14 protein-coding genes are annotated in these 17,181 nt (G+C 57.0%); 11 read left to right on the forward strand and 3 right to left on the reverse strand.

Annotated features, from left to right (window positions below; genetic code table 11):
- The first annotated feature begins 144 nt into the window (after positions 1–144).
- Both J3U88_RS14665 and J3U88_RS14670 read left to right on the forward strand, forming a co-directional pair.
- Positions 145–1,164 carry a carboxypeptidase-like regulatory domain-containing protein gene (locus J3U88_RS14665; protein WP_207859616.1) on the forward strand — a complete coding sequence of 340 codons (1,020 nt, stop codon included), beginning with the start codon at positions 145–147 and terminating at the stop codon, positions 1,162–1,164.
- 101 nt (positions 1,165–1,265) lie between these two features.
- A complete protein-coding gene (locus J3U88_RS14670) occupies positions 1,266–1,961 on the forward strand; it encodes a response regulator transcription factor (RefSeq protein ID WP_207859617.1) in 696 nt (231 codons plus the stop codon).
- 42 nt (positions 1,962–2,003) lie between these two features.
- On the opposite strand, the gene J3U88_RS14675 is transcribed toward J3U88_RS14670, so the two are convergent.
- Positions 2,004–3,596, reverse strand: coding sequence for a glycoside hydrolase family 43 protein (locus J3U88_RS14675; protein WP_207859618.1), 1,593 nt, complete (start codon positions 3,594–3,596; stop codon positions 2,004–2,006).
- Between the two features lie 990 nt (positions 3,597–4,586).
- Between J3U88_RS14675 and J3U88_RS14680 the strand changes: the two genes are divergently transcribed.
- The 9 genes from J3U88_RS14680 (at position 4,587) to J3U88_RS14720 (ending at position 14,492) form a co-directional block, all read left to right on the forward strand.
- On the forward strand, positions 4,587–5,369 hold the full coding sequence (locus J3U88_RS14680; protein ID WP_207859619.1) for an aldose epimerase family protein: 783 nt from the start codon (positions 4,587–4,589) through the stop codon (positions 5,367–5,369).
- A gap of 679 nt (positions 5,370–6,048) precedes the next feature.
- Positions 6,049–7,149, forward strand: coding sequence for a 6-bladed beta-propeller (locus J3U88_RS14685; protein ID WP_207859620.1), 1,101 nt, complete (start codon positions 6,049–6,051; stop codon positions 7,147–7,149).
- Between the two features lie 598 nt (positions 7,150–7,747).
- The gene (locus J3U88_RS14690; protein WP_207859621.1) at positions 7,748–7,924 is read left to right on the forward strand and encodes a hypothetical protein; all 177 of its coding nucleotides are present in this window, start codon (positions 7,748–7,750) and stop codon (positions 7,922–7,924) included.
- A 137-nt stretch (positions 7,925–8,061) separates the two neighbouring features.
- Positions 8,062–9,324 carry a radical SAM protein gene (locus tag J3U88_RS14695; RefSeq protein ID WP_207859622.1) on the forward strand — a complete coding sequence of 421 codons (1,263 nt, stop codon included), beginning with the start codon at positions 8,062–8,064 and terminating at the stop codon, positions 9,322–9,324.
- Between the two features lie 9 nt (positions 9,325–9,333).
- Positions 9,334–10,530 (forward strand): aKG-HExxH-type peptide beta-hydroxylase, encoded by a 1,197-nt coding sequence (locus tag J3U88_RS14700; protein WP_207859623.1) that lies wholly within the window; start codon positions 9,334–9,336, stop codon positions 10,528–10,530.
- The gene (locus tag J3U88_RS14705) at positions 10,527–11,021 is read left to right on the forward strand and encodes a hypothetical protein (RefSeq protein ID WP_207859624.1); all 495 of its coding nucleotides are present in this window, start codon (positions 10,527–10,529) and stop codon (positions 11,019–11,021) included. Before J3U88_RS14700 ends, J3U88_RS14705 begins: the two co-directional genes overlap by 4 nt.
- An 18-nt stretch (positions 11,022–11,039) precedes the next feature.
- On the forward strand, positions 11,040–13,175 hold the full coding sequence (locus tag J3U88_RS14710) for a peptidase domain-containing ABC transporter (protein WP_207859625.1): 2,136 nt from the start codon (positions 11,040–11,042) through the stop codon (positions 13,173–13,175).
- The gene (locus J3U88_RS14715; RefSeq protein WP_207859626.1) at positions 13,172–13,792 is read left to right on the forward strand and encodes a hypothetical protein; all 621 of its coding nucleotides are present in this window, start codon (positions 13,172–13,174) and stop codon (positions 13,790–13,792) included. Before J3U88_RS14710 ends, J3U88_RS14715 begins: the two co-directional genes overlap by 4 nt.
- A 283-nt stretch (positions 13,793–14,075) precedes the next feature.
- Positions 14,076–14,492, forward strand: a complete 417-nt coding sequence (locus J3U88_RS14720; RefSeq protein WP_207859627.1) for an ester cyclase — start codon at positions 14,076–14,078, stop codon at positions 14,490–14,492.
- Between the two features lie 608 nt (positions 14,493–15,100).
- Here the strand turns inward: J3U88_RS14720 and J3U88_RS14725 are convergent.
- Complete coding sequence (locus tag J3U88_RS14725) at positions 15,101–16,042, reverse strand: Crp/Fnr family transcriptional regulator (RefSeq protein ID WP_207859628.1); 942 nt, start codon at positions 16,040–16,042, stop codon at positions 15,101–15,103.
- A 20-nt stretch (positions 16,043–16,062) separates the two neighbouring features.
- A complete protein-coding gene (locus tag J3U88_RS14730; protein ID WP_207859629.1) occupies positions 16,063–17,169 on the reverse strand; it encodes a 6-bladed beta-propeller in 1,107 nt (368 codons plus the stop codon).
- Positions 17,170–17,181 lie beyond the last annotated feature (12 nt).

Below are 17,181 nucleotides of genomic sequence, written 5' to 3' on the forward strand. Positions count from 1 at the left end.
CATGGCTTTCTGCTTCTCGCGACGAATTCTTGTGAGAAATGCGGGCTAACCCGGTCTCGGTTGTTTTTTATTTATGGTTCGGACCGCGTTTGGTTCGACGGTCGCATGGGTATTGCCGCCAATTGAATCTAGGAGTCCTTCTTCATGAAAAACGTATTTCTCCCCTTGTGTCTCGTCTTCGTCTCCTCTTTTTACCTCACCGCCTCCGATTGTTTTCTCCAGGATGATCGCAAAGTCAGCGGCTTAATTACCGACGCCCAAGGTCAGATTTTAGACAACGCCGCCCTGACCGTGATCGAACACGCCACGCGCACCTCATGTTCCCTCAGCAGCGATGCCTCGGGCCGTTTTAAAGTTCGGCTCAACCCGGCCCTCGCCTATACCCTGACGTTTGAAGCCAACGGCGAGGTGGTCGAGTTTTACCTGGCCCCCGAATCTGAAATGAATCCGGGTGACGATCACGACATGACCGACGGCGGGGTGTCCATCACCTTCGGCGACCCACCCGACGACGGCCAAACCAACGGCGAAGGCCCCGGCATCGCAAACCACGACTTTGAAATTTATGCCCAAACCAGCGATAGCAACCCCACCGACGGCGGCGACAAAGAGGGCGATCTCGACGGCGGTGTTTCGGTTGTATTCGGCGACGCCCCCAGCGAAGATGAAACCAACGGCGAACCCCTCGACCCCGCCGACCGTCCCAAAACCGGCTGGAAACCCGCCCCTCCCGACGGCACTCAAATCAACAGCATCGGCAACCGTTTGTCCGGCGGTTTGAACCTGCCCCGCCCCAGCATGTTCGGCAACGACATCCGCAAATTCCGCATGCGCGTCAGCTTTGCTTCAACCGAGGCGGCCTATTTGTACCTTGACAACCTGCGCTTGAACCATGCCGTGCGCAACAACGGCAACGTGACGATCAGCGTTTACCCCGGCGGCTTCGGCACCTTTGATATTGAAATCGAAGCGGTCAGCGACCAAGCGCTGCACCTCAACGAACAACTGATGACGCTTGACCTGGTTCACCAAGATCCCGACGCGACCTTCTCGGTAAACTCGAGTGTGGTAACCGGTCTGATTCGCGTGGAACGCCACAGCGGTTCCGTCAAGTATTTCCGCTCAAAAGACCTGGATACCCCCGTTCGCCCCCTGGGTCGCTAATACGGGCCTCACCCGATAAAGTCTCAAGATCCCGCGCCCCGAGCCGAAGCAATGAGCGTCGGCTCGGGTTTTTCGCAACAACCCGCCCGTGAGGAGAAACCATGAGTGATATTCGTGTCATTGTCGCCGAGGACGAGTTCTTCACCCGCCAAGGCATCGTCAAACTGCTTCAGGACGCACCCGGCATTGAGGTTGTTGCCGAGGCGAGCAACGGCGAGCAAGCGGTTGAACTGGTGACCACCCACCGGCCCGACGTCTTGCTGCTCGACATTCGCATGCCGCCCGGTATCAACGGCATTGAGGTCGTCAAACGGCTGCGGGCCGCGGAGAATCCGGTGCTGATCATCGCCTTGACCAACGAAAACCGCCTGGTCAAAAAGATGGAAGCCGCCGGTGCCAATGGTTTCATCCCCAAAACCAAATACCACATGTTCATTCCCACGGTGATGTGCGTGGCCCAGTCGCGCACCAACCTGTTCATCAACCCCGACGTCACCGAGAAGTACCGCAAACTCGACGAGAAGGTGAAAGCCGCGGGTATTACCCCGGCCGAAATGGAAGTCCTGCGGTTAATCGGCTTCAAAAACGAGGAAATCGCACGCCGCCTCAACAAAACGGCGGGTCGCGTGCGCAACATCGTGGCCGAGCTCTATTTCAAACTGGACATTCACGACAACGGCGCTATCAGCCAGCGTAACCAGGCCATGCAAATGGCGTCGATGCTGGGCATCCTCGAGGGCTTTGAAAGTTTCGCCTACGCCCACGACGAAACCAAGGACAACGGACCCCTAAATTGAAAACGGCCCCGGATCGGGGCCGTTTCCTTTTGGTGGTTTGGGTTAGTGCGCGCGGTATTCAAACCAATCGAAATCAGCGTGTTGTCCCTGCCCGGACAAGTCCTGGCAGCACAGGCCGACAAAGGCGCCGGTGAACGCGGGTTGGTACTTGCGGGCCGCGTCGCAGACGTAATCATCCGAGAGGATGCTCCCGTCCAATTCCGGCCCAATCGGCAACCACGCCTGGGGCGAGGAGCCGTAGAAAAAGCGCAGCGATGCGCCCTTAAACACGACCTTCAGGTAAACCGGCAAGTCGTGTGGGTAGATGAGGCCCTCGCCGAGGGGTTCACGCACCGCATCGCGATCACTGCTCGCGATGTTGAGCAGACGCCGACCCTGGTCATCCACGCTCAAGTACAGATAGTGGTAGTGCAAACTGTTGTAGTAACACACCAAACCCGCCATTTGCTGGAAGCTGGTCGGTTCAAATACCATCGAGCAACCCGCCTCGATGTGATGTGAGGTAACCCGCCGCGCGATCAAGCTCTGCCGGTGCAGCGAACTCAGCGATTCGCGCCCGAACAAACGCAGGTGCCCCGGTCGCCGCGAGAGGGATAGCCAGGATTCGTTGACCGGAATGCGCAGGGATTGCCACACGGGATCGAGGTCAAAGGTGTTGAAGTCATCGCGCTCGGCCGGCATTTTGAGGAAGGGTTTCGGCGGGTGCGGCACCTCAACCTCAAGCCGCGGCAACTTGCCGCCACAAGCCAGACGCGGCCAACCGTCGTCGCCCCAGTCCAACTGCTCCAGCGCCGTCTCACGGCCTAAGGTACAGCGACCACGCGGTTTAATCGGCCGCGAGGCCAAAAACGCCGCGTACCAAGTCCCGTCCTCGTCCGCCACAAAACTGGCGTGGCCGGTTTTTTGAAGCGGGTGGTTGGGTTCGTGAAGCGCGGTGATGACCGGGTTATCGGGATGCACCTCGTAGGGACCGGTAATGCGCGAACTACGCGCCACGGTTACCGCGTGGGCGTATTCGGTGCCGCCCTCGGCCAGTACCAGGTAGTACATGCCGTCGCGCCGGTAGAGGTGGGGTCCCTCCGTGCAGCCCAATTCGGTGCCGCCGAAGATGTGGTACACCGGGCCGATCAGGCACTGCTGTTCCTGGTCGAACTCCTGCAGGTAAATCCCACCGAAGAATTTGCCGCCGCGATGGTCGACAACCATGTTGAGCAGCCATTTGCGGCCGTCCTCATCGTGGAACAAGGATGGATCGAACCCACTCGAATTCAAGTAGATCGGCTCCGACCAAGGTCCTTTGATCGAACGGCTGGTGACCATGTAGTTGGGGGTATCCTTCCAAGGGCCTTGGAAGGAACGAACGTTGGTATAGATCAGGTAGAACACGCCGTCGGCGTAGGACAAGCAAGGCGCCCATACCCCACATGAGTCCGGTGTTCCCAACATATCCAGTTGAGAAACGCGGTCCAGGGGGCGGGCGATGAGGCTCCAATTGGCAAGGTCGCGTGAATGGTGAATCTGAACGCCGGGGAACCATTCAAAGGTCGATGTGGCAATGTAGTAGTCCGAACCCACGCGAATCATCGAGGGGTCGGGCTGAAAACCACGCAGAACGGGGTTTTGGATAAGGCCCATTTCGTTTTTCCTGTGACTTAGTGTGTGCATCTCAGCCGATAACCGAAGCAGCTCGAAACGCGCGATGATTTCGGCCAAACCTCTGGGCTGCAACGACCTGAACAAATGTTTCGCGTACCGAACCGGCGCGGTCGTACGCGTTGTGTGCGAGCCCGGCCCGCTTTTTCAAGTCATTTCGCTTCAGATCTTTAACCAGAATCTCTCGTTTCAACGTCTCTTCGGTTTAAGCGGCGAGAAAGGTCCATGTGTGAATAAAGGGAACGCGGTGGAGACCCATCCAACCGCTGGTGCATCGGGAACCGGCCGAAAAAAAACCCGGCAGAATGATCAATGCTAGAACCGGTTCAATGTTTCCGGCAAAACCAAAAAGAGAACGAGGTTCGCGGCGCATCAACGGCGCCCAACAACGTCTCCTACCGCGCGGTTGACCCAATCGAAACAACGAAACAGCGCGGATTCACCGGGGATGTCCCAGAACCGGTGAGCACGGCGCGAAGGAAGCACACGCCACGTTGGATTGCCGGCAAACAGGTGTTTACCGATGGTGGAACCTGAAAGCAAGCCTCAGGTTATAGGACAAGGACCGCCGTGGATCGCTCAATCAATCGGGAGCAGAGCCGCGGACGGGTTACTATATCAGACGAACATTAGGTACAAAATCCGTTAATCAAGATACACGCGAAAAAGAATCCAGTCTCAAAAACACGATCACTTTTTCTCTAACGCTCAATTAAGGAAGTAAAAAAATTACCCAAAAGCGAAAGAATGTATCCGATTGGCGACCTTCGTCCCATTGGAAACACGGAAGCGAGTGAATTTCTGCACCCATGAGCTGACGCACAGAATGCAAAACAACCCACTACCCGGGCGCGGGTTGCGTGATAATGTTAGCGCAAACAAGAACCGTGAACCACCTTTTTCCAGGGTTTGTTTGGCCCCCACCCGTGGACCTTCACCCAATCGCTATCCCGATCTTGTCAAGGAATCACCATGTTGGACATGTACCAAGCCGGACCCGCCCGCCTCGTCATTAACCGCGCCCTCGGTGCGCGCATTCATGCGCTGCGTTTGTTCGATGTCGACATCCTGGTCGCAGCCTCGGAGGATCCCATCGCTTGGGGAAGTTACCCGATGGCGCCGTGGGCGGGTCGCATCCGGCGCGGACGTTTTCGCGCCGGGGATCGCACGCTGCAGCTTCCAATCAACTTCCCGCCCCACGCCATGCACGGAACCACCTACGCCCGCCCCTGGCAACGCGACGCGGACGGTTACCGCATCGACCTGGGGCCCGATTGGCCTTTTGCCGGCTTCGTCAGGCAGCGGTTTGTCCTGAGCGAGACCCATCTTGACCTGCGTTTGGAAGTGCACAGCGAATCGGAACCCTTCCCCGCCGCCGTCGGCTGGCATCCCTGGTTTCGGCGACAGCTCGCCACCGGTGGCGCGTTACAACTCGACTTCCAACCGACCCATCTGTTGGCACGAGATTGGGACGGCATCACCAGCGCGGAACCCGTCGCGCCGGGCGCGGGTCCCTGGGACGATTGTTTTACCGGGGTGGTGCAACCGGTGCGCCTGCATTGGCCGGGTGCCCTGACGCTGGAAATGACCGCATCAACCGACGTGTGGGTCGTCTACAACCAACCGACCCACGCCTTGTGCGTGGAACCCCAAAGCGCCCCACCCAACGCGCTCAACGATTGGCAGCAGTGGGTACACCCCGGGGAACCGCTGATTTTGACGAGTCGCTGGTCTTGGCGATCCGAGAACCTGTAAAGAACATTTCAGAACGTTCAGGCTGAACCGCGAAGCGGCGGTTTCGCACACCTGCCCCGGCTAAAAACAACCATGAGCCGCGGGTACCCATGCGTGTCCATACAGTGCCCTTTCGCCCGGCGCCGCGGCCGTCCCGCTATCTTCACCTTGATCGTCGCGCCCACCCGAACCACACGAACCGGAGCCGTTTCCCGGACGGCCAGAACATCATTTTTTACGTCAATCAACAACTACAAGATAATTCAATACGAGTAATTGACTACGAAAACAATCAATTTTCCGTTTACTTAGCACATCAGGAAAGTTAAACTTTAGAAAATCAGTCGACCGTTCGGCACACATTCACACTGCATCAACAGCCCATCCCGTGGCTCCTTTACCGATGTGTATCGTTCTTTTTGGGCGATAAGGCGCTTATTCGGCCCTACTTCGCCCATGTCCTGCTTCTCCAGATCGGCTGAGAATCACGAGCAAGGCACAGACCGCCCCTTCGATATGTGTCCCAGGTTGACCCTTCGGACTTCAAGACCGGGTCCGGTCACCCTGCAGCGTCGCACCCATACCGGGCCGCTTTTGAACCGGGCGCACGATCTATCGGCGAATCCGCTGTCAGGGCCTCGCACGGGATGGAACACGCTGTTCCCTCAATCTTAGGAATCAGTAAGGAATCTTTGTCACCATGTTATCCCCCGCTCTTTTCCTTGTCCTTTTGTTAGGACCGATTACCGAATACCGAGAAACCGACGTTTACCAGCCGCTTATGGTTTCGGAAGTTCAGCTCGCGAAAAACGGAAACCTGTTCATTCTGTCTTTCCCGGAGGCCAAAATTCACATGTACGCCGCCGACGGGCGCCTGCAACGGCGCATCGGCGGAAAAGGCCAAGGCCCGGGAGAATTCACCTACCCAACCCAAATCTGGACCGAAAACAACCAACTGTACGTTTTCGATATTCACTCAGCCGAAATCAGTTTGTTTTCCCAAGACGGATCCTTTGTCAAACGATGGAAAGCGCCGGACCGCAACCTTATTCTGGAAAAAGTCCACAACGGTTGGGTATACGGCAATTGGAACGGATTTTTGCCGGAGGAAACAGCGCCGACGTTAACCTGGGCTAATGAAACCTTTAGCAAGCGCAAAGCGCTCGCCAAGCCGGCCCACCCCGGCACCCGAAGTGGGTTGAGCACCTGGTACAACGGCGACCAACGAGAAGGCCGCTTTAACCCCATTCAAAACCAACCGATTATGGTGGTATCTGGCGATAAAACGCGGGTATATTTATCCCACACGGATCGCTTTCAAATCGATGTTTACGAATTAAATGATTTCAAAAAAGAAGCTTCGATTAAGCGTCATGAAAAACACGTCCCTTTTGATACCGAATGGGCTGATTTAAACTTCAAGAGAATGACCGATGATCCCAACCTAAAAAATGTCACTTGGTCCAAAAACTACCCAAAAACCTTCCCGATCATTCGTTCTTTGCAATTATCAAGTGAAGGTTTATTAATCGTGGATCGCTGGCGTGGAAAGCCGGAAGCCGCCAACCACTACCTAACCTTAAAACCATCGGGGGAAGTGGTTGATGTTACCTGGAACGGTGCTTTATTGGTTCGCATGGTCGGTATTCGAGGGGATCATGCCTACCTAACGGCCTGGGATCATGAGACGGAAGAGGCCTATTTGGTTAAAGTTCCCAAAAGTGAAGCAGCCGCTTATGTCGCAGCCAATCCCATCCACTATACCGGGCCGCGCGGCAGGAACATTCACTACGATTTCTAACCGCCACAGACTCAGCGTAAACTATTGACAAAATAAGATTTTAATCAAAGAACCGGGCGCGTCGGGTTTCCCACGGCGAACTTTCGCCGCCACATTCGCCCGCACCCAGTTACCGTCACCCAGCGAGACGCGCCCTCGCGGCTTTAGTCGCGCGGTTAGCTCGCGCCTCTCTGGAAGGTCGCGGGGCGCCGGCCGAAACCGCCTCGTGTTCGCAACGAGGCTTTGGGTCGATTACCCCATTCCGATTTCAACAAAAAGACAACCCTTTCCTGACCTAAACGAAGCACACTGTCACGATTAATCCTAAGAAGCGGGATAACGCGCGGCGATTTAAGCAGACCCCTGGACTGCAATGACCTGTAAGCTTTTTAGATTTAAGCCAAAGTAAAATCACCAAAAACCCGATGTGTTCTTTATTATAGCAACCAGAACACAAACGCCTTCTCATGCTCTTTTTTACATACATTATTTTTTAATTTTTTTTATTGACACCCAATACCACAAACACTTAATTTAAAAATCACTGAGCAACACTTTTTGAATCTATTCAAAGAACGTAGCGCTCAATCCTATCTAATTCATTCTAAGAGGTAGAAACATGAACTTACAGAATCTCGCGGACCGTTTGAAAAACCGTTTGGGCCAAAAAGAGGTCGTTGTTGCCGACGCCGGCATGACCGATCTCGTTGACGCGCACCTCGATCTGGTTTCCGCGGCACACGGTTCCGCCCACGGTTCCGCCCACGGCTCTTCACCCAAACCCCGCGAGAAATAAACCCTCTCACGGTCGGCGGCCAGGGCAACACTGCTAGCGCGTCGCCCCGCGAGCCGCTTTTCCGACGGCGCGTCCACCCATCGGTCGCGCCGTTTTCACCCCGCCCGGCATCCAACCCCATCACCAAGGAGAAAACCGTGAGTTCCCCTTCCCATCCATTCAGCAACAAACTCGATGTGGTCCTTAAACTGGCCGAGCGGTGCAATCTGGCCTGTCCCTACTGTTACTATTTCTTCCAAGAAAACAATCCCAATGCCAACCGCCCATTAATTGATCGCGAAACCATCGTCCACCTGGCGCAATGGTTGCGCCGCGGTGCACACGATCTGGCCCTTAAAAACCTGTTTCTCGGGCTTCACGGCGGTGAACCCCTTCTGCTCCCCAAAAAACGGTTCGATGAATACGTCGGCATCCTTCGACAACACCTCGACGACAGGGTCGACTTGGCGATTTCCATTCAGACCAACGGCACCTTAATCGACGCCGAATGGATCGACCTGTTCGAAAAACACCGGATCATTGTCGGCATCAGCCTCGACGGTCCCGAACCCCTCCACGACGCCTCACGACCCGACCACAAGGGTCGCGGCAGTTATCAGGCAACGGTTCGGGGTCTGCGTTTGGTTCAAGAAGCCGTGGCCGCCGGCCGACTGCCACCCACCGGCATCCTGTGTGTGGCCAACCCCGAACATGACGGCGAGGCGGTCGCACGTCACATCATCGAGGACCTGGGCATCGACAGCTTCAACCTGCTCCTCCCGCGCGAGGGCCATGACAGCCCCATTTGGCGGGACCAACAAAAGTGGATCGCTTACTTCCGCGGGGTCATGAAGGCTTGGCAAGCATCGGCGCGAGACGAACAAGGCCGCCGTCGTCAGGTGGTGATTTACCTGCTGTCGCGCATGGTATCGGCCATGACCAACGAGCGACGCGCCACCGAAAACGATTGGCTCCAGGCCGGCAAACAGAACATCATCACCATTTCAAGCGAGGGTCACATCCAACTGGATGACAACGTCATCGCCCTGGACGACCGCCTTTGCCGCACCGATCAAACGATTTTTGATACCGAGTTGCTTGAATTTGTGTCCGGCGATCTCTGGCAGGAACTGGTGCACGCCGTTCAAACCGTACCGACCCAATGCAGCGTATGCGATTGGTTGCGCTCCTGCCGTTCCGGCTACCTTTACAACCGCTACAGCAAGCAAAACGGTTTTCTCAACGCCTCGGCCGCCTGTGAAACCCTCGACGCCTTACACCACATGCTTTTGCCCCTGGCCGCCGAAATGGTGGGCATCGAAGCAGTAGCCGAAATCCTCGGCCGCCGACCCGATTACCAAGCGTCCAACCTCGCCCTGGACGGAAACCGCACCCTTATGGGCGCGCCCTTTGACGTATAGGAGGACCCCATGGATGTTTTCGGCTTATTCGCCCACCCGTACGTGGGTGATTACCATTCGTTGGCCGAACAATTGGCCCCCAATTTGTTCCGTTCATTCTGCACCCGCGCGATCAAAGAGCAGCCGGGTGGATCTGATCCGCTGCTTGAATCCTTCATCCAAGATCTCGATCAGCGCCCCGCTACCGCCGCCTACTGGACCCCGGAACAGGCCAACATCGTCCTACACCTGCAGCAATCCACCCAGATGCGCAAGGACCCAGTCTGGTTGCGCACGCAAATCGCCGTCGCCGCACACCTCTGTGGTCTCAGCGACAGCATCCACCTCAGCGCGACGCTCAACAACGAACCCCTTTTGGTTCGCGGCGACGCCTTAAGCGCGGCTGCCATCAGGATCGAAGGTGATCGGGAACACCTGAGATTCACCGATGAAAACGACGTCCTGATCGCCGCGTACCAAGTGGTTCATCACCACGGGGATCGGCCCATATGGCAACGGACGGATCGACCCACCCCGTTTATCACGGTTGACGGCAAACCCGTGATTCCCTTGGTTGGCACCGATTGGCACCATCACTTTACCGAACAGGGCCACGCCGATACGCCCAAACCAAGCGAAGGGGTCGCGGCCATTCAAGCGGCCTTCGATCTGCTCCAACAAAAAATCCCCGAATACCACGCCTGGATCCTGTGTTTCCTGCGGGAAATAACCTGTATCCCGCGGCCGGACGCGGACAGTATCGCATCCAACTCGTCAGGGGTTCGCTGGGGCGGCATCGACATCGCGGCACCCGCGAGCGTCACGGAAATCGTGGAGATGCTGGTCCACGAATGTTCTCATCAGTATTTCCACTGTCTTTACTGGCTGGGCCCCTTGGCGACCCCGGAAGCAGGTTTGGTGTTTTCACCCCTCAAGAATCAAAAACGCCCCTTTGACCGCATCCTCCTTGGCTACCACGCCTTCGGCAATGCGCTGCTGGTGTTCGACCGGCTGAAGGCCTTGGGCTACGGCCCCTCCATGGTGGACCGGGTCGAAACCGTCAACCACTACATGGCCGCGTTGGCGCCGCCCCTGGTGCACACCGAAAAATTGACCGATTTGGGCCGCGCTTTTTACGAACCCTTGCGTGACCGTCTGTTTGACCAACTAGGCTTCGGGCCAGGCAGCCTTGAACCCACGCTCAGCGCCCACGGAGCCCCGTCATGAGACCCGAACCTATCCAAAAGGATCGCCCCTTTTTTCGCCCGGAAGCAGAGGAGCACCGACTCTATCGCCACCTCGGTGAGATTGTTCTGTTTCGCCCACTTGCCACCCGCCTCGTTTCACTGCTACCCCTCGCCGCGCTCGGCCTGGTCGGTTTCGGCTTGATGCAGATCGAGCTCCAGACCAAATACGAGGCCGTCACCGATCCCACTCCTTCTCAAGAGATGCGCCTGATTCTGGCCGAGCCCACGCAACTCATCCCGGGGGAAAAGGTGGAATGGGCTCTGGGTGACACCCCGGATCGTCGCAGCGCCACCGTACTGCGCGTGGAAACGGGCCCCTGTGCCCCGGATCGGGCGGGCCAACCTTGCCCGCGTGTCGTATTGCAAAACGACGGCGCTCCTCCCAACGCGGCACCCAACACCCGCGTGCGGCTCTGGACACAGCCCAAACCCTTTTTGCGCATGTTCAACGACACGCCACCCTCTTCCTAATCAACAGGCGGTTTATCCATGAAGCTATTTTCCAAACCCACCCTCCCCATGATTTACCAGGCGGAAAGCACCGAGTGCGCACTCGCCTGCCTCGCGATGGTTTGCGGCTGGTACGGATTGGACACCACCCTACCCGCGCTGCGGGAACGCTACCCGGTCTCCCTGCGCGGCGCCACCTTACGGGACGTGGTGCATCTGGCGTCCCAAATCGGTTTATCCGCGCGCCCGGTGCGTTGCGAGATAAGCAACTTGCGCAACCTGCGAAAACCCGCCCTGTTGCATTGGGACTTTGAGCATTTTGTGGTGGTTAAGGCGTACCATCCCCATCACATCGTCATTCACGACCCGGCGGCCGGGGTGATGACGCTTTCCCACGACGAGGTTTCAAAGCACTTCACCGGGATCGCGCTGGAACTCACGCCGACCCAAGATTTCTTAAAGGCCAAAGTCGGTGATCGGTTAACCCTGTCCGGTCTGGCCCGGATCAGCCGCGGCTTGCTGCCGTTTGTAGCGCAGGTTATCTGGCTGACCGCCTTTCTCGAGGGCTTGGCATTGCTGAGCCCTTTGTTCCTCAAAACCGTCATCGACAGTGGTTTGGCCAACGAGGACTTCACCTTTATCACGGCCCTTACCCTCGGTTTCGCCGGGGTCGCGCTCATCCACGGGGTGATGTCCTTCGCCCGCGATTACCTCATCATCTACTTCGGCGCCCATTTCAACCTGCAGATGATGAGCAGCCTCTTCCAACATTTGCTCAAACTGCCGATGCACTACTTTGAGAAACGCATGACCGGCGATCTGATTGATCGCTACCAAAGCACCAACGCCGTCCGCGCGGTCTTCACCAACGGCCTACCCGGCATCTTGCTGGACGGTTTGGTTTCGGTGATTTCGATTGGGGCCGTGTTTTGGATCTCGGACATACTCGGTTGGATTTCACTCGGTTCCTTTGCGTTGTACCTGCTGCTCTGCCGGCTGAGCTTCCAACCGATGCACACCCTTTCGGAAAAAGCGATTAAGGCACGTTCCGAGGAAAACGGCCATGTGATCGACACCTTGCGCGGCATTCAACCCATTAAGATCTTTGCCAAGGAGCTGGAGCGCTTGCATGGGTGGGGCAACCACTACGCACGACTGGTCAACGCCGAAAAAAAAGTCGGCTTGCTCACCGCCTTTCAAGACGCAACCAAACTGTTTATCCTCGGGCTGGACCTAACCCTGGGCATTTATTTTGGGGCACTCCTGGTCCAACAAGGCACGATTTCCCTGGGCCTGCTGTTCGCGTTTTTCGTGTACAAAGCCCATTTCACCCAGCGTTCGTTCCTCTTCGCCGAACGCTTGATGGAACTGCGCTTGGTCGCCATTCACTTGGACCGTCTCGCCGACATCACCTTTAGCGACCCCGAGCAAATCGCCGGCGCGGGCCGTGAGGTGGTGCGCGACGGCCCACTGGGTAGCTTGGCGTTCCGCGATGTCTCCTTCCGCTACGGGCCCATGGATGAATGGGTTTTGAAAGATGTTAATTTCACCATCCGCGAGGGCGAGTTCGTGGCGCTGACCGGCCCGTCCGGCAGCGGCAAAACCACCTTGTTCAAACTGATGTTGGGCCTGCATAAACCGACCAGCGGCACCATTCTTTACGACGACACGCCGCTGGACGAACTCGACATCCACCAGTACCGCAAACTGTTCGGCGTTGTCATGCAGCAAGACCAACTGCTTACGGGCAGTATTCTCGACAACATCGTGTTTTTCGAGGCAAGCCCGGACGAAACCCGAGCCCGTGCTTGCGCCGAGGTCGCCATGATTTGGCACGAAATCGAGCAGATGCCCATGAAGCTCAACAGCCGTATCGGCGATTTGGGCTCCACGCTTTCCGGCGGCCAGAAACAACGCATTCTGCTGGCCCGCGCGCTCTACCACCATCCCCGCTTCATGCTGATGGACGAGGGCACGGCCAACCTGGACCAGGCGGTCGAAGAGAAACTGCTGGACAACTTAACCCAACGCGATTTGACCTGTATTTCGATTGCGCACCGACCGGAAACCGTCAAACGCGCCTCACGCGTGTTTCGCATGGAACACGCCCGTATGGTGGAAATCACACCAGAACACGCGGCCATGGCCGTTGAATTGGAAGGAGTCGCCTCATGACCGTCACGTATTTAAAACCGCGCCAATGGAACCAATCACTCCAAGTTTCGCTGTTTATGAAACTCTGGGATCAGCCACTCACCGAGGACCAAGCCGCCACCTTAAAAGCAAAGGCCCCCATGTCGCAAAAACGCTCCGCCTTCGGCAACCTCAACATAGAAGGCACGCCTTTTCCCTCGCAAAGCTGTTTGGCGTCGCGGTTCCATCCCGACTTCGTTTCGGTTTTGGAACCAGGTGTGATCGAGCTGGTTGAAGCCGTGGGCGTCCACCACAACTTAATCACCTACACCAGTTGCGAGGGCCACCACTACCACCATCCCGAAACCGCCAACGACGAACGCCACGTGGGTATCCTTTCCCGTGACAAAGCGGAGCACGCGGCCGTCCTCCGTTTGTTCGAGGCGGCGGCGGCTTTTATCAACCGGACAGGGAACAACACGCCGGTAGAAGGCGCCCTGATGGACCACGGCGTCAGCGACGGTGATCGCGTTTATCCCGCCGCGGATTTGTACCTCGTAAAACGCGACGGTTTTTCCTGGGCGGCCTACTTCGACGCGGTCGACGCGGTATGTGCCGCGTTATGTGGTTATCTGTTCGACCAAGAGCCGATTGCCTAACGCGTTTGCCTTGCCCTGCCCTGGCCGCGGATCGTTTTCCGCGGCATCTTTTTTATAAGGTGAACGCCTCCTTTCGTATCAACCCGGCTCGCTTTTCCCAACACATTTCGCTCCAGCCCTCGGCACGTCCTGCGCCGATATTTGGACAATTGTATCCATCCGAATCGCACACTTTCGGAAAAAGGAATCAACTCAGATCGGACGAAAATTCACTTGACAAAATCAGTCCATAATGATGTTTTTGGGGCATCCAAATTTTTCACTTCCGTTCAAGGAGGCCGTCATGGCGTATGCACCTTTGGTTCATCAATGGTTTGATAAAGTGTGGTGTTTGCCACCCTGCGATGCGTCCATCAATGAACTCATGACCGAGGACGCGCAACTCAACGGAATCAGGACTACCCCGGTCAGCCGTGAAGAATTCCGTGCGATACGGAACCACTTACTGGATCAGTTCCCCGACATCAAAATCACGGTCACCCACACCCTTGAGCAGGGCGATACGGTCGCATTCCACGCCACCGTCACAGGCAGCCATCGTAAAAGCGGGGCACCCTTCCAATTCGGCGGCACCGGCTTGGTGCGATTCGCCGACAACCACATTGTCGAAAGCCGAGAAACCTGGGACATGCTCGGCCTCCTGGCCCAAATCGGCGAGGTCAACCAGGAAGCAATACCCGAGGTGTTGGGCATTCAATAAGCCACATCAGAACCAGGAGCAACCTCACGAAGCCGAGCTTCGTTTTCGTATCACAAGCAATACCGTTGTTATTGGATGGGGTAATTGGCATTGTGGCCAATCCATTTGAGGTCGCCGTTCGCATGATAAACCACGCGGGTCTTGGGGGAATCGACCTTCAAACGTTTTGTGGTCTTGGGAGAAAGGACAAGCGCTCGGTATTGAACCGAAAAGTGTTGGCTGGCCGACAGCGCCGTCTTCCCTGAATAGTTGGGCCCGCACCAAACCATCAGCGACTTATCCATGTCAAGGGTTGCTGATTGGATGTTGCCTAGGTTTTTGATGTGCAGGTTTAGCATCGATGCCTCTCACCAGGACGTGTTATGGGCATTCCACTGTCAGGTATTTAACCTCGCAAGCGCGGGAAAATATCGCCGCCGTTAAACCTAAGAGGCGCGATAAGAGCCAGGGATTTTGGCTAAAAGTCTGCAGCGAAATGGCTTGGGAAAAGCGGACCGGGGTCGCGCACGACGCGCACCCACTGGGTGCGGTGAGTATTTTTTCAGGCCGTTGCAGCCCAGAGGTTTAGCTAAAATCCCCGCGAGTTATCGCGCTTCTTAGGTTAAATATCACCCCTGCTTGCGGCGTTTTTTGGCGAGGGCGCGGGTGATCGAGGTGCGTGCCGAACCCAGGGCGTTGGCGATTTGCTCGTGGGTGAGGCGCAGTTCGCTGAAGGGATTCTCGGTTTCTTCGCAGTTAAACTTGCGCGACAGCAGGCGCGCCATCGCGGTGAGACGGTCCTCCAGGTTGGGTTTGGCCAAAATGCTCGCCCAATGTTCGAGGTAGCAGATGCGTTCCAGCAGCTTGTGGTGGAAGGACGGGCTTTCCATCGCGTCGTCCCAGCGCTGGATCGAGACGGTTGTATCCGTGTGGGCAATGGTCGTCACCTGGCAATGGTCGGGATCGTGGCCCAGCATGATGTCGCCCGCGTGGAACAGGCCCAGCAACACCTCGGCGCCGTCCTCGCGCATGGTCATGCAGCGCAGGATGCCCCGTTTCACTTCCAATACCTGGTTCTCGGTGAGCAGGATGTGTTCGCCCCGCTCCAAGCGGCGCAGGCGCTCGCGGCTGGGCGGTTTGGCGATGCGCATATCGCCGGCCTCGACCTGCAACATCGCGGGCAGCAAGGCCGGATCGAAATCCGGTTCCAGCACGGTGCGCACACCTTGTTCGTAGGCGGCCAGCGCCACCGAGGACGTGCCGTCGCGGTTCCAAACCAACAGCGTCAGCGAGGGATCGTTCATCATCGGATGATGACAACTGAGGCAACGCCCCTTTTCCGCGATGATCATCAGGCTGGTGACCTGCCCGACCGGCGTTTCGTCCAAACGTTCGAAGGTGACCAGGTGCGGAAGGCCGGTCAGGCGCGCAACCAAGGCGGCGAACCCGCTCGGGCTGCCGCCGACCAATAACCGACGCGTTCGTTGCGCCGCCACGAACTGAATTAAAAATAAGGCGCTTGCTTCCTGCTCGGCTTTGGCCAAGGCCGGGTCTTTTTGTAGGGACACCATAGAGCTTGCTCCCAAATCGTTTAGATGGTGCCGTTTATGAGGGAGAAGCGGGTGACGACGATGTCGCCCTCGGCGTTTTCACCCACGCTGTACACCTTGTCACCGCGCACGGCGATGAACTCGGCCGGCCCCTCGAACGGTACCTCGCCGGTAACCTTGCCCGCGGCGTCGTGGAAGGCGAGGATCCCGGCGCGTTTCAGCGGGTGGTAGTTGTAGAGGACCGCAAAACCGGTATCCGTTTTGGCCATGCGGTGAACCACCGGCAGGACGGGCGGCAATTCGGCGGCCTTTTTGGCTTTTTCGAATACAGGCCGTTTCAGTTTGTCGGTGAGGAAGTTTTCCGCCGCCAGGTTGTGCCACACCGTCTTGAAGGCCGCCTCGCGGGTGGCTTCATTGAAAAACAAGGGTTTGATGTCCCTTGGCGCGCTGCCGATTTTTTCGCCACGCATGTCGAACAACGCGAGTTGGTAGCGGGTGATGCGGGTGGCGGCAAGGCGGCCTTTGCCAACGCCGGTCACCATGGGCATGGCTTTCCCGAGCAACTCAAATTGTTGCGCCAAGAAGGTGACCCAAAAGGCGCTGTTGTTGGATTTGCTCCAGTCCAGTGGTTTGACGGTCAAACGCTGCAAGCTTTTGACGGGTTTCATCTGGGGATCGTAGAGCGAGAGGTCGTAAATGGGGCGACCCTCTTTGTCGAGTTTGGCGGTCACCAAGGCGCTGTAGTCTTGGTCGAGCGCCACGGCCTCGCGAATGGCGACGATGCCGGCCTCGAAAAAAGCGTCGCGTTGGTAGTTGCCGGCGGGATCAAACACAATGCGGCGTTTGAGCGAGGTGTCGAACACCACCAGTTCCCCGCCGGGGCTGATGGCCAAGGCACCGGGTTCGACAAATTCACCCGGCCCGTTGCCCTTGGAACCAAAGCTGAACTTGGGTTTGCCCTCGGTATCGAATGCGGTGATGGTGTGGCGGCCGGGATCCAAAACATAAAGCGTGCCGTTTTCGGCAACGGCCAAACGCGCGCCCATCCCGAAATAAATATCGGGATCATCGACGCCCAAAACCCAGTCCTGGTGGAGTTGGGCCGACGGGGTCGCCATTAATAATGTAAGCAACAGCAGAAAAGACATGGTGAAACTCCT

The organism is Acanthopleuribacter pedis (genome assembly GCF_017377855.1).
Classification (GTDB): Bacteria; Acidobacteriota; Holophagae; order Acanthopleuribacterales; family Acanthopleuribacteraceae; genus Acanthopleuribacter; species Acanthopleuribacter pedis.

What these genes read in the sequence shown, in the direction of transcription:
- J3U88_RS14665 (WP_207859616.1), top strand. Translation starts at nt 145, where the DNA reads ATGAAAAACGTATTTCTCCCCTTGTGTCTCGTCTTCGTCTCCTCTTTT.
- J3U88_RS14670 (WP_207859617.1), top strand. Translation starts at nt 1,266, where the DNA reads ATGAGTGATATTCGTGTCATTGTCGCCGAGGACGAGTTCTTCACCCGC.
- J3U88_RS14675 (WP_207859618.1), bottom strand. Translation starts at nt 3,596, where the DNA reads ATGGGCCTTATCCAAAACCCCGTTCTGCGTGGTTTTCAGCCCGACCCC.
- J3U88_RS14680 (WP_207859619.1), top strand. Translation starts at nt 4,587, where the DNA reads ATGTTGGACATGTACCAAGCCGGACCCGCCCGCCTCGTCATTAACCGC.
- J3U88_RS14685 (WP_207859620.1), top strand. Translation starts at nt 6,049, where the DNA reads ATGTTATCCCCCGCTCTTTTCCTTGTCCTTTTGTTAGGACCGATTACC.
- J3U88_RS14690 (WP_207859621.1), top strand. Translation starts at nt 7,748, where the DNA reads ATGAACTTACAGAATCTCGCGGACCGTTTGAAAAACCGTTTGGGCCAA.
- J3U88_RS14700 (WP_207859623.1), top strand. Translation starts at nt 9,334, where the DNA reads ATGGATGTTTTCGGCTTATTCGCCCACCCGTACGTGGGTGATTACCAT.
- J3U88_RS14705 (WP_207859624.1), top strand. Translation starts at nt 10,527, where the DNA reads ATGAGACCCGAACCTATCCAAAAGGATCGCCCCTTTTTTCGCCCGGAA.
- J3U88_RS14710 (WP_207859625.1), top strand. Translation starts at nt 11,040, where the DNA reads ATGAAGCTATTTTCCAAACCCACCCTCCCCATGATTTACCAGGCGGAA.
- J3U88_RS14715 (WP_207859626.1), top strand. Translation starts at nt 13,172, where the DNA reads ATGACCGTCACGTATTTAAAACCGCGCCAATGGAACCAATCACTCCAA.
- J3U88_RS14720 (WP_207859627.1), top strand. Translation starts at nt 14,076, where the DNA reads ATGGCGTATGCACCTTTGGTTCATCAATGGTTTGATAAAGTGTGGTGT.
- J3U88_RS14725 (WP_207859628.1), bottom strand. Translation starts at nt 16,042, where the DNA reads ATGGTGTCCCTACAAAAAGACCCGGCCTTGGCCAAAGCCGAGCAGGAA.
- J3U88_RS14730 (WP_207859629.1), bottom strand. Translation starts at nt 17,169, where the DNA reads ATGTCTTTTCTGCTGTTGCTTACATTATTAATGGCGACCCCGTCGGCC.